Origin of the sequence: Treponema socranskii subsp. buccale, from assembly GCF_024181585.1 — a bacterium.
GTDB lineage: Bacteria > Spirochaetota > Spirochaetia > Treponematales > Treponemataceae > Treponema_D > Treponema_D buccale.
On record NZ_CP054258.1, the window covers coordinates 250648 to 263617 of the forward strand.

A 12970-nucleotide genomic window follows, 5' to 3' on the forward strand; every position below is an offset into this window, starting at 1 on the left:
TATATTGAATGATATATGAAAACGCAGACAATGCTCAAAAAGCTCAAGCTCTCGAATGCCGAATTAGACAGAATAGCGGAAGCGGTTGCAAAAGCCGAATCGAAGACGACAGGTGAAATCAAAATCGTACTCGCTCCGGAAAGCGCGCACTATGCGTTTTGGGAACTGCTTGCCGCCGTATGCGCTTCAGCCGTCGTCTTTGCTTTTCTCTTGCCCTTTGCCGGAAAAATAACCGATACGTACGGTCTCTTTGCGTGGACGGAGCGGACGTGGATGCTGCCGGGCTTGTACGGTTTTGTGTGCTTTGTAAGCATAGCCGCGGCATTCAGACTTTTTAATATACCTGCGCTCGACCGCATCGTTGTGCCGAAAAGCGTTCGAATAGCGAGCGTTACGCGGCGCGCGTTCCGACTCTTCGTCGAATGCGGCGTTTACGATACGGCCGAGCGTTCGGGCATTTTGATTTTCATTTCGTATTTGGAACGGCAAGTGCGCATCGTCTCCGATTCGGGCATTTCAAAAAAAATATCGCACGACCTGTGGCGCATCATTTCCGATGAACTCGCGGCGGAGATAAAATCCGGAAATGCGGTAAACGCTTTTATCGGCGCGATCGAAAAATGCGGAGAACTCCTCGCCGAATACTTTCCCGTACATGAAGAAAATCCGAACGAACTCGCGGACGGCCTTATCGTACTGGAGGACGCGGAATGGTACTGAATCGAACGGCTGCCGGAACATTTCGAATTTCGAAAATCGTAATCTTAACTTCGTTGATAAAATTTTTCCGTCCGACGGCGCTTTTGTGTTTTCTTTCGATGATGACGGCTTTCCGACTTGCGGCGCTCGACGTTCCCCCGCTCACCGGCCGCGTCGTCGACAATGCGGGCCTTTTGAGCTCTTCGGAAAAAGAAGAGCTTTCGTCCTGTCTCGAATCGCTCGAAGATACTACCGGCGCGCAAATCGCGGTTTTGACCGTCGCAACGCTTGCAGGCGATTCGCTCGAATCGTTCGGCATCAGAGTTGCGGACGAGTGGAAGCTCGGGCGAAAAGGTGAAGACGACGGCGCGATCCTTATCGTTGCGCTTGCCGAGCGCAAGATACGCATCGAAGTCGGCTACGGTCTCGAAGACAAACTCACCGATATGAAGTGCGGCCTTATCATACGGAACGTCATCGCGCCGTATTTTCAAAACGGCGACTACGGCGGAGGTATTGCCGCAGGCGTAAAGAATATGGTCGGAATCGTTGCCGGCGATGAAGAACTCGTTTCGAAGCGCGTTGCGGACGAAACACTGCCTACCGATGTGATTCCCATCGCCGCGTTTATCATCTTCTTTTTGATCAATGTGCTGTTTGCGATGATAAGCGCTCGTTACAACAGACGATATCCTTCAAGCAGGATCTCCCGTTCGACTTTCGGAAGCGGTTTTTTTTCATCGAGTTCAGGCGGAGGCTTTTCAAGCGGCGGTTCTTCCGGAGGCTTTTCGGGCGGAGGCGGAGGTTTCGGCGGAGGCGGCGCTTCCGGCGGCTGGTAAAGGCGGAGCGCAGGCACCGCGGGATAATTGCTGTTTTTAACGCCGAAAAATCAGGCAGGCCGAAATGCGGTTTAAAACCATGTTATGTGCACAACGCACGGCGTTGGGGACAGGAGGGAAAATGAAAAAAATAATATTATTGGTTATCTGTTTTGTTTTATTTACCGGATGTACAAAGGAAGATAATACAAAATCAAGAGCAAAGATCACAGTACAAGATTATGCAAGTCGAATCGTAACTCTTGATAAGCCTGCTGAAAAAATTATCGTTATGGGTGATAATGCATTTGTTGTTGTAAAACAACTGAATGCTATAGATAAAGTTATAGCACTGGATTCTAAAACTAAAGGCTTCTGGAATTTGTATCTGATGTCTAAAACCAATCCCGAAGTTGCAGATTTACCGGACGTTGGAAAAACAAAGAATCCGAATTACGAATATATAATTTCGCTTAAACCTGATTTAATTCTGTTTAAGGGAAATAAAGATGCTGCCGATACTCTTCAGAATAAAACAGGAATTCCTGTTGCTTCTATTATCTCTAAACCAGGATATGATTTTGAAATTTATAATATAATTGGGAAATTATTAAACAAAGAGAAAGAAGCAAAGAAGGTTATCGAAGAACTTACAGCCAAAAAGCAATTTCTTGAAACTAAACTCAAAAATGTTTTAAAATCTGATAGAAAATCTGCATATATCGTAGTACAGAATTCAAAGAATAACTTATTTTGGACCCATAAAAATAATCTGTCTTTAGATATGGCATCTATAGTTAATGTTGCTATAAACGCAAGCAGAGTTGATGAATGGGGCTTTGCCGAGATTTCTAAAGAAGAATTTATAAATTGGAATCCTGATTTTATATATATAGATTATCCCGCTTCTGAAAAATCAATTTCAAAGCAAGCTATAATTGATGATGAAGCGTTCCGATTTGCAGAATCTGTAAATCGTGGAAACATTTTCTATACTCATTCCTTAGCAGCCCCTAAAGATTATGTTTATATAATTGCCGAAGCATATTATTATGCAAGAAATGCATATCCAAATATTATTTCAGAAAAAGATTATAAGGATGCTATAAACGATATATTTGAAAAAACATACGGAATAAAAGATTATTATGAAGACTGGAAGAAATCACTTCATTAGGATGCTTATACTATTGATAGGTCTTATTGTAATAGCTGGGGCTTCACTTATTTTTTTTCCAACAAAACTTAACTTTTTGATGGAAAAAAATAAACTGCTCCATGTTATAACAAAGATTCGCCTTCCGGAAATAATGATTGCTATAGCTGCCGGAGCGTGTCTTGGTCTTGCAGGTGCATTAATGCAGATTATTCTTAACAATCCGCTTGCTTCTCCATTTACTTTAGGAATATCTGCCGCTTCTGCTTTTGGAGCAGCACTGGCAATTTGTCTTGAATTATATTATGGAATAGCATGGTTGAATCCGAGTATTTTTGCATTCATATTTTCGATTACTTCGATAGTTCTGCTGATGCTGATAATTACTTTTTCAGGGGTTAGTCAAAAAAATATCATTTTAGTTGGACTTGCTGTGAATTTTTTCTTTAATGCAGCTAATACATTTCTACAGTATTATGCAACACCGGATGCCGTATATCAGATTACTTTCTGGACAACCGGTTCATTAACAACAGCCGTTTTAAAACATTCCGCGATTCTATTTTCAGTATTGACTATATCTTTAATAGTATCACTTCTTTTCTCAAAAGATTTAGGGATTATCCAACAGGGAGAACGAAATGCTGTTATGCATGGAGTCAATGTAAGTTTTGAGAGAATTTTATTTTTAATATTATGCTCATTGCTGGCTTCTATCACAGTCTCAATAGTAGGAATTATTGGATTTATCGGGCTTGTTGCACCGCATATTTCGAGATTACTTGGACTTGAATCGCCAAAGCTTCTTATTATATCTTCAATGCTGGCAGGAGCTTTGCTTTTAATCAGTGCTGATATTATCTCTAAAACGGTTTTGAATCCTATAATTTTGCCTATTAGTGCGGTAACATCGCTGTTCGGAATACCTTTGCTTCTGTTTTTGTTAATTGCTAAAAGGAAAAACCAAAGATGAGTAATATTTGTGAAGTGTCCCATATTTCTTTTGGTTATTTACCTGATAAAAATATTCTCTCTGATGTTTCATTTGAAATAAAAGGGGGAGAAATAGTTGGGATACTCGGTAAAAACGGCTGTGGTAAATCTACATTGCTTAATATAATTACAGGATTTTTACCGGAGTATTCCGGTAGTTTAATTGTAAAAGGAAAGGATATAAAATGTTATTCAAATAAAGAGCGTGCATGTACTATGTCGTATATTCAGCAGAACAAAATAACAGTGCCGGATTATTATTTTGTCGAAGATTTTATAATTGAAGGAAGAAGACCTTTCAGACCTTTTGGTTTTTACACAAAGGAAGATTACGATCTAAGTGACAAGATACTTGATGAATGTAATCTTCAAGATTATAGAAAGCGTTTTTTAAAAGAACTTTCCGGTGGAGAAGTGCAGCGTTGTGTTTTTGCCAGAGCGATAATGAAACAATCTGATTTTTTTCTATTTGATGAACCGTGTTCTGCAATGGATATTAAATATCAGAAGGAATTTTTCTCAATTGCAAATGATGTAAGGCAAAACTTAAATGCCGCTATTCTTCTAACTATCCATGATATTAATCTTGCTGTTAATTATTGCGACCGATTAATTATATTAAATCATGGAAATATAATTTATGATGGTAATGCTCTATCCGTAACTTCAGATATTATTTCTAAGGCGTTTGATACAAATGTTTCAAGTCAATGCAATAATAAAAAGTACTTTTATTATTAGAATGATGTTAAAAAAAATAAAGGTATCACATAACACCCGCTTCAACCTGACATTGCCTTTGCCGCAATGCGGTTTAAAACCACGTTAGATTTATCGGATGTGATATGAAAAGGAGCATTTTGTCACTTGTACTTATTAAAATCTCATATTGACTAAAAACGCAATTTTCTGATACGATTCTTTTCTAATCGGGCCAGTAGCTCAGTCGGTTAGAGCAGTGGACTCATAATCCATTGGTCCCAGGTTCAAGTCCTGGCTGGCCCAACGGATAAAAAAAACCGCAAGGGGTCGCCTTGCGGTTTTTTATTGATAAGCGAGTGTTCACTATTTCAATACTTTCGAAATGATGTATTTGGAAACGTTCATGCCGGCTTTTTCGGCAAGCTTTTGGATTTTATCCCATCTTACATCATCGCATGAAATAGAGTGCGACTTTGACGCTTCGGCAGGGTTCTTTGCTTTGCGTGGTGTTTTTTCGGCCGATTTTTTTACGGCTGTTTTTGTTGTTGCTTTCATATTAATAAATATACAGTAACATGAAAAATAAATCAATACTGAAAATTAAAATAACAGATTATTAATAATAATCGATTTTATATCCTGAAACGGCTTGCTTTGCCGCGTTTGAAACGAGTATAATGCGGCGTGTACGTTTATCCCGATCTTATTAATCAGCTGCCGATTACACCGCATCTGGACGATATCTGCGTCTCTCTCAAATCTTCCCGCTCTCATTCTCTCATACTTACGGCGGAAACAGGTGCGGGAAAATCGACTGCGCTTCCGCTCGCGCTTCTCAATCACTTTTCGGGGAAAATTATTATGCTCGAACCGCGGAGGATTGCCGCTCTTTCCGTCGCATCGCGGGTTTCGACGCTGCTCGGAGAGGAGGTCGGGGAAACCGCAGGTTATGTGATGCGCCTCGAATCGAGAGTATCGGAGGCTACGCGCTTTACCGTTATGACGGAAGCCGTTTTGACGCGCATGCTGCAGGATGATTTGCTTTTGGACGGCGTTTCCGTCGTCGTCCTCGATGAATTTCACGAGCGATCCGTGCAGGCCGATCTCGCGCTTGCATTTTTAAAAGAGACGCTGCCACTTCGTGACGATTTATACGTCGTCGTCATGTCGGCGACGATCGATACGGCATCGCTGTCGTCGTATCTCGCAGCCGGAGATGAAGCTGCACCGGTGTTTACCGTACCCGGCCGTCAATTTCCGGTCGATGTCGAATACGCAGGTGCCCTGCTTCCGTCGGATGCGGTGATGCGGGAATTGAGGAAGCGGGATGGGGGAAGCATCCTCGTGTTTCTTCCAGGTATAGCCGATATTCGAAAAACCGCGGCGGAACTCGAACGCGAAAGTGTCGACGCGGATATTTTGCTTTTGCACAGTTCGATCGATTTCGACAAACAGAAAAAAGTGCTCTCCCCTCCGGACGGCTTTTCTCGACGCCGTGTTATTTTATCGTCGTCGATCGCGGAGACATCTCTTTCTGTTCCCGGCGTGAGCGTTGTCATCGATTCGGGTTTGGCAAGAATCAATCGTATGAACGTCGCCGCCGGTATGGAGATGCTCGTCACCGAAACCGAAAGCGTCTTTTCGGCGGAGCAGCGGAAGGGCAGAGCGGGGCGTATGCAGCGCGGCCGATGTGTGCGCTTGTGGCGCGAAAACGATGTGCGCGTTGCAGAGACGACTCCCGAAATAGCCCGTACCGATTTAACGGAGCTCGTGCTCGAATGTGCCGAACGCGGCGTTTACAGGCGCGATGCGCTTTCATGGCTCACGCCTCCGAGCGCTGCCGCTTGGAAGAGCGCACAAAAATTATTAATTGCGCTCGGCTGTTTGACTGCGGAAAACAAGACGGATGCGGAAAATTCCGTGCGTATCACTTCACTCGGCAAAGCCGCTCTCACACTCGGTCTGCACCCGCGCCTTGCCTGCGTTGCGCTTTCGGCACTCAGCTTCGGAAACGCCTGCAAAAGCGCAGATAAAAAAAGCGGGATATCGAAAAAAGAGCGCGGCGGCCTTGCGTCCTGTGCCGAAGCGGCGCTTCAATGCGTGCTCGCGTACTCTCCTTATGCGGATTCTCCGGCCGCCTTGCAAAACCGTTTTTTTTCCGATCTTGTAAAGCGGCTTGCAAAATGCGCATACCGTTTTCCCGATCTGTGCGGAAACTCCGGCTCGGAGGACTCGAGCGATGTTACCGCCGCCGTTTTGCTGCTTGCAGGATTTCCCGACCGCATTGCGCATTTGGAAGGGGACGGTACGTATCGATTTCCTTCCGGTCGTGTCGCATCCCTTCCTAAAAAGGAGCGTGACGCTTTTCGCGTGTTTTCCGAGTGGATCGTCGCGCCCGTCGTGGATGCGGGAGAAAAGGAAGGCCGTATCTATCGATGGGAAGCGCTTTCTGCGGAAGAAGCGGAAGCATGGCTTTCGGTACGGAGCGAAACGTATACGGAAACGGAATTTGCGGAAGGGACTTATTCGCTTCGAAAAACCGAATACACTTGTTTCGGAAAAATCGTATTGGCGGAAAGACGCGTCGCCGTGCAGGATGGAGATTTTGCATACGCCGTGTGCCGTGCAGTCGAAAAGAACGGTATCGCAAGGCTTCCGTTCGGTGAAAAGACGAAAGCGTTTTTAGCGCGTGCGCGTTTTTATGAAACGCATACGAGAGCCTTCCGCACAGTCGACGACGGTTCTGCGGTAAGCGTTGTCGGTACGTATACGATCGCAAAGTCGTCCGAAGAAAATTTAATAAAAACCGTACGCGAATGGCTCCCGCCTTTTTTGACGGGAACTACGCTCCGCGAAAACGCGGTATACGATGCGCTTTATTATTATCTTGACGGAGCGAAGGTCGATAAGAATGTGCCGCAAACGATTGTGCTCGCGAATGGAAAATTCTGTACGCTTTTATACGATACGGCCGCGGAAGGAATTATTCGACCGACGATCGAAATAATCGTCCAGAAGATTTTCGGCTGTTTTGAAACGCCCCGCGTTATGGGTGTGCCGGTGCTTTTCAAACTGCTTTCTCCCGCGAGACGCCCGCTTCAAATTACCGACGATCTTGCAGGTTTTTGGAGCGGCGCGTGGCCGGAAATCTGCAAAGAGATGAAAGGCCGATATCCGAAACACAACTGGGATTACCGCGCCGTCGAGAGGGAATAACTCCGATCGGATTCTATTTGTGCATCAGGCTATGTTGATTAAGTTTGCCGCTCATCTGATAGGGGATGCCGGTTTTTCGAGATACTCCATTATAAATTTTTGATTTCCGCTTCCGAGAGGCCGGTCGCTTTTGCTATCGCTTCAAGACTCATCTGCATACCCGATAAAATTTTTGCCGTCTCTCGCTTTGCTTGATAAGCTCCTGCAGCAATGCCGTCGCGTCTGCCTTGTAAGAGTCCGTCTTTTCTGCCTTTGCGTATTCCTGCAGCAACGCCCCGCTCAAAACCGATCTTTTCACCCAGCTGTAAACTTTCTCTGCGTAAGTCATCTTCATGAATATTCAACGACATATACCAGCTCCTGAACTTTTCGTTCCGTTTCGCTTTTTCGACAAGCGCATCGATGTGCTGCGTAAAACCGCTCGTCGCCCGCCTCTCGCAAAGATACTTCAACAAAGCGCTCAATTCAGGCTCATCTTCTTTACCGTAGGCACCCACATTATAAAATACTTTATACGATTTGTCATCAAGAAAAAGAGTACCGTCGGCGGTACAGATATTGCGGAATTCGTAGACAGGCAAGCCCTTCCCGAAGGGATCCTGCGTACAGATAAAAATGACGTAGCTCTCTTTTAATTCCGCATAGCTTTGTCCTCTCAAGAGGTTATCGACATCCATAAGGCTTTGGTAATAGCGCGTGCGTTTGGGAAGAAAAGGCGGGATCGACGTTTGTATTTCGATATCAAATACACGCTCCGAGTCGGAAACATAAACGTCGAGGCGTATGCCCTTGCTTTCGTAAAAGGGTGCTATTGTTTTTTGCAGGGAGGGATATTCGATTTTACCGACTTTGATATGCAAAAGCCGTTCGATGACACCCTTACATATAAATTGATTTTTCATGACCGTGCCGAACATAAAGTCGTCGGTAAAGGTGAGTTCTTCGACAGGTTTGTGGGTATATTCCATGGGGATATCCTCAGTTGTTGAGATAGTGCAGGCAAGAAAGCCGCCGAACTATATATCGCCTACAAAGCGATATATTACGCGGTTTTTTATGAACTGCCCCGAACGGTGATTCCGCAGCTCCTTCTCCAAAATCGCTTCAAAAACCTCCGAAATCGCAATATCTCCGCGATATATATTTAGTGAAGTATTATCAGGATAACCGCACCGAAAATTGTATTCCTAAAAAATAGCGTATAACATAAAAAATCGGCTGCACTCCCGGCAGCAGCCCTGCCGTCCGCCGCGGCAGACCGTAATCGGAATCGGACTGCGCAATCTCTTTTTACAAAGAGATTGCTTGCCATCGGTCAGAGCGGCTCGGCGGCAGTTCCACTGCCTCGCGTTCCGCCTTTTTTATGTAAGTATGCGCTTCTTTTCTAAGTACCCATTTCCGGTGCGGTTATCCCGGAGGTTTTATGGTAAAGTATAATCGACGATACAAAGATTCGGTCTTTGTCGATTTTTTCGGCGAAGATAAAAACGCTAAGAGCAATTTTCTTTCGCTCTACAACGCATTGCATGGAACAGAACTTGACGCATCGGCGGAACTCGAACCGCTCCGTCTCGAACAGGTGATGTATATGGCTTTCCGCAATGACGTCGCTTATCTCATAGATGACAAAATCATCGCTCTCGTAGAACATCAAGCTACTGTAAATGTCAACATGCCGCTCCGCTTTTTACAGTATGCCGCTCGGCTTTATGAGTGCATACAAAACCCGCGAGACCGTTATCTCAGACGTTTGAAAAAGATTCCGATGCCTGAGTTTTACGTATTCTACAACGGGAAAGAGGATTACCCCGAAAGCACGACGCTCCGTCTTTCCGATGCCTTTATGACGATGCCTGAAAAACCTGCTCTCGAAGTCGTTGTCAGCGTGACGAATATCAATTATAATAAGGGAAGTGAAATCTTACACACGTGCAAACCGCTGAAAGAATACACGCTGTTCATTGAAACCGTGAGGAGACACACGAAGCTCGACAGTGAAAACGGCTTTCGGAACGCGATCAAAGAGTGTATACAAAACGACATCCTGAGGGAATACTTACAGCGAAAAAGCCGGGAGGTGATGAATATGTTAATTGCCGAATATGATTATGATGTGGATATAGCCGTGCAGCGGGAAGAAGCGTTACAAGAAGGCGAAGCGAAAGGTTTTTCAGAAGGCATTTCCGAAGGTTCATATCAAAAAGCGCTTGAAACGGCTCAAATCTTAAAACAGCTAGGCGATCCCATACAAAAGATTGCCCAAGCGACCGGCCTTACCGAAAAAGGAATCAAACAGCTGTAAGCCGAGCTGCTCGCGCGGCAGCAATTCGTCACATCTTCGACCGCCTCTCGTTTTACCTCTTTTCATTTACATGCTTTTTTCCGTGTATACATTTCCGGTGCAACCGTTCTGAAAACATCGCATTTTCAAAGTTAGCTCTAAAAACTGCAGTTTTAGAGGTTCCAATAATTAATAAAACAAAAATATCACGTGTCCTCGACAGGGATTACGCATGAAAAATGTATACACAGAAAAGAGACATAATATAAAATAAAAAAGGCGGAACGCGAGGCAGCGGCAATGCCGCCGAGCCGCTCAGACCGATGGCAAGCGAACTTTTTGGTAAAAAAGTTCGCGCAGTCCGATTCCAATCACGGTCTGCCGCGGCGAACGGCAGGGCTGCTGCCGGGAGTGCAGCCGATTTTTTACGGTAATGGTTATTTTTTGAGGAATATAGATTCTCATGCGTAAGCCCTGTGTCCTCGATTAATAAAAGTTGTGAAAATCAGCGGAATATGTTATAATAATCATAGAATAGCGGAACTGTTCGACATCGGAAGACGTGCATCCTGCAAAAGTTTTCAGAGGAGGTACGATACAAAGCGCGGCTAAAATAGCGCCGTCGCTAAAGTCCGGAGACGAAAAACGCCGAAGCGTTTTTCTTTTATGGGAGACACTCGCGATTTCTGTGTATTGCTCGAAATCGCAGCGTTCTTATCTCGAGTTTGCGTTGCAAACTCGACTATTTTACGTGTGCGCTCCGCTCGAAACTGCGCGCTGACGCGCTTGTTGCGAGATACGCGCACGGCTAAAAACTTCTTGGAAATTGATTCGAAGTCCGCGAAAGCGGACACGTAGAATCAGTTCTTTGCAGAACGAGCCGAAGGCTCTAATTTCCTACAAAAGTTTTTATGGGAGGTTTATGATGAACAAAGTAAAATCGAACCCTGTACATTTGTATAGGGGGAGGGGAGCTCGGTAAAACCCTTTTAAAAAAAGTACCGATTACAGCGGGCGTTTTGCTTTTTGCCGCAGCGCTCGTTTTTACAAGCTGCTCCAACGGCAGCGATTCGGGCGGAACCCCGCCGGTAACAAAGTACAAAGTAGCGCTTGACCGCAATATCGGCGGCAATGTAAGGGTATCGCCCGCACTGAGCGAAGACGGCATGGCAGCCGAAAATACCGAGCTTACCTTTACGGCAGAACCGCTTCAAGGCTATGATCTTGAAAAGTGGGAGCTTGACGGCACAGAAGTAAACGGCACGGAGAAGACCTACACGCTCAAAGTTACGGCAAACGCACAGGTTTTTGTATTCTTTAAAAGAAACGGCGAGCCGCTTCCTGCCCTGCAGACGGTAACGCTTACCGAGCCGGAGCACGGCATCGTAGATACCGTTCCGATAATTCCCGTCCATCACAAAGTGCCCTATGGCAGCGAAATTACCTTTAAGGCAGTACCGGATGCAGGCTATGCGGTAGATACGTGGACGGTTTTGGCGGGCTCATTTTTACTAGGCGGTACCGACGGAAGTACGAGCGCGACGCTTAAAATCACCGAAGACGTTACCGTAACCGTAACCTTTAAGCAGGTACTGTGTAAAATCGATTTCGGCGTGGACGGCGGAAACGGCACGCTTACAGCAAAAGTTGACGGCACGGAAATCAGTTCGGGCGATACGGTCGAACACGGCAAAACCGTCGTCTTTACGGCAGAGCCTGCCGGTTCGAGCTGTGAAGTGGAACAATGGACGAACAACGGAACACCTATCGCCGCAGTGGGAACAAACACAACCTACAACCATACCGTAACGGCAGCGGCAAACATCAAAGTAAAGTTTAAAAGTACCTATACCGGTCCTGCACTCACTCTGGATACGCGGAACTTTACCAAAGAAAAGGGACAAAACTTTACCTACACGCTTGTAACGTCGGGTTCGGGCAGCTACATGGCAACGCCTGAAACGGCGGGCATCATCACGCTCGATACGGCTAACTTGAACAGTCACGGCAATATTACGGTAACGTGCAGCAATGCCGGCTCAACGCGCATAAAGGTAACCGACACGGTAAGCGGACAAACCGCCCTTTCAGGTACCATTACCGTAAAAAACCCACCGCCTCAATATGACTACTTTGAAGAAGGCGGCGTGCGCTACCACATAAGGAACAAAGATGAGCGAAAGGTGAGTGTAACCGCTTATACAGATTCTTCAAACTATGCGCCGTACACGGGAACATCGCTTACCATACCCAAAGAAGTTACCCACGGCGGTGTAACCTACACGGTAACAGGTGTAGAGCGGGTCTCTACCTGGGGAACTACGCTGCAAAGCGTAACGGTCGCATCCGATAACGCCTACCTTTTGGCCGAAAACGGCGTTATCTTTAACAAAGATAAAACCGTACTGTTAGGCTATCTGCCGGGTAAACCGGACGCTTCTTACATCGTTCCTGCAAGCGTAAGAAAATTGGGAAAGGCTTCTTTCAGCAATATTTCCGCACTGACTTCCGTTACGCTGCCAAACGGCTTAAAGACTATTGATTGGCTTGTGTTTTACGAATGCCCCAACCTTGCAACACTTAACTTGCCGTCTTCGCTGGAATCTATCGGCGATTATTCGCTGCGCAGCATAAAAGTGAGTTCGATGGTTGTGCCGGAAAACATAAAAGTTCTTAATAACGGCTCTCTTGCCTTCTGCCCCGAATTGATATCGGTCGAGCTCCCTTCAACGCTTGCCCAAATAAGGTGGTATTTACTTTCGAGAAATCCTAAACTGAAGACGGTAACGTGCAAAGCGGCAAATCCGCCGGTCATTACAGCTGGCCAAGAAGTGTTTAAAGGCACGCCCATCGCATTCGCAACGCTCCGCGTCCCCGCCGGCTCCAAAGCGCTCTACCAAGCCGCAGAAGGCTGGAAAGACTTCGGCACGATTGAGGAGTTTTGACGGTGCCGTCCTAAACGGCATACGATGAGGGTCCGCCACTGGTATCGGAATTGCACATCCGTGTGCGGTGACTAAAGATAACTTCCCGCTTTTCTAGGGGGTTTTTAGGGGTGGAACCCCTAAACAGTGCGAGGAAGAAGGATGGGGTTATAGGGGCAGG

Annotated in this window: 10 protein-coding genes and 1 tRNA gene; 9 read left to right on the forward strand and 2 right to left on the reverse strand. The window is 45.8% G+C overall.

Going from position 1 to position 12970, the window contains the following annotated elements; all coding sequences use genetic code 11:
• The first annotated feature begins 15 nt into the window (after window positions 1-15).
• The 6 genes from HRI97_RS01175 to HRI97_RS01200 all read left to right on the forward strand — a co-directional run bounded on the left by HRI97_RS01175 (window position 16) and on the right by HRI97_RS01200 (window position 4671).
• A complete protein-coding gene (locus HRI97_RS01175) occupies window positions 16-720 on the forward strand; it encodes a TPM domain-containing protein (RefSeq protein ID WP_253726125.1) in 705 nt (234 codons plus the stop codon).
• On the forward strand, window positions 711-1538 hold the full coding sequence (locus HRI97_RS01180) for a TPM domain-containing protein (protein ID WP_253726126.1): 828 nt from the start codon (window positions 711-713) through the stop codon (window positions 1536-1538). The genes HRI97_RS01175 and HRI97_RS01180 overlap by 10 nt, the downstream gene beginning before the upstream one ends.
• Before the next feature lie 121 nt (window positions 1539-1659).
• On the forward strand, window positions 1660-2694 hold the full coding sequence (locus tag HRI97_RS01185; RefSeq protein ID WP_253726127.1) for an ABC transporter substrate-binding protein: 1035 nt from the start codon (window positions 1660-1662) through the stop codon (window positions 2692-2694).
• Window positions 2695-2707: 13 nt separating this feature from the next.
• Window positions 2708-3646: a FecCD family ABC transporter permease gene (locus tag HRI97_RS01190; protein ID WP_253726128.1), complete on the forward strand. Its 939-nt coding sequence runs from the start codon at window positions 2708-2710 to the stop codon at window positions 3644-3646.
• Entirely contained in the window at window positions 3643-4407 is a 765-nt protein-coding gene (locus tag HRI97_RS01195; RefSeq protein WP_253726129.1) for an ABC transporter ATP-binding protein, read from the forward strand. Before HRI97_RS01190 ends, HRI97_RS01195 begins: the two co-directional genes overlap by 4 nt.
• 190 nt (window positions 4408-4597) lie before the next feature.
• Window positions 4598-4671: transfer RNA gene (locus tag HRI97_RS01200), tRNA-Ile, on the forward strand.
• A 60-nt stretch (window positions 4672-4731) separates the two neighbouring features.
• Here the strand turns inward: HRI97_RS01200 and HRI97_RS01205 are convergent.
• Entirely contained in the window at window positions 4732-4923 is a 192-nt protein-coding gene (locus HRI97_RS01205; RefSeq protein WP_180487224.1) for a hypothetical protein, read from the reverse strand.
• Between the two features lie 129 nt (window positions 4924-5052).
• Here HRI97_RS01205 and hrpB point away from each other — a divergent pair, with 129 nt between their 5' ends.
• Window positions 5053-7584, forward strand: coding sequence for an ATP-dependent helicase HrpB (hrpB, locus tag HRI97_RS01210; RefSeq protein ID WP_253726130.1), 2532 nt, complete (start codon window positions 5053-5055; stop codon window positions 7582-7584).
• Between the two features lie 89 nt (window positions 7585-7673).
• On the opposite strand, the gene HRI97_RS01215 is transcribed toward hrpB, so the two are convergent.
• Window positions 7674-8552 carry an Rpn family recombination-promoting nuclease/putative transposase gene (locus tag HRI97_RS01215; RefSeq protein ID WP_253726131.1) on the reverse strand — a complete coding sequence of 293 codons (879 nt, stop codon included), beginning with the start codon at window positions 8550-8552 and terminating at the stop codon, window positions 7674-7676.
• A gap of 455 nt (window positions 8553-9007) precedes the next feature.
• On the opposite strand from HRI97_RS01215, the gene HRI97_RS01220 reads away from it, so the two are divergent.
• On the forward strand, window positions 9008-9886 hold the full coding sequence (locus HRI97_RS01220; protein ID WP_253726132.1) for an Rpn family recombination-promoting nuclease/putative transposase: 879 nt from the start codon (window positions 9008-9010) through the stop codon (window positions 9884-9886).
• Window positions 9887-10884: 998 nt separating this feature from the next.
• Window positions 10885-12810, forward strand: a complete 1926-nt coding sequence (locus HRI97_RS01225) for a leucine-rich repeat protein (protein WP_253726133.1) — start codon at window positions 10885-10887, stop codon at window positions 12808-12810.
• Window positions 12811-12970: the final 160 nt, after the last annotated feature.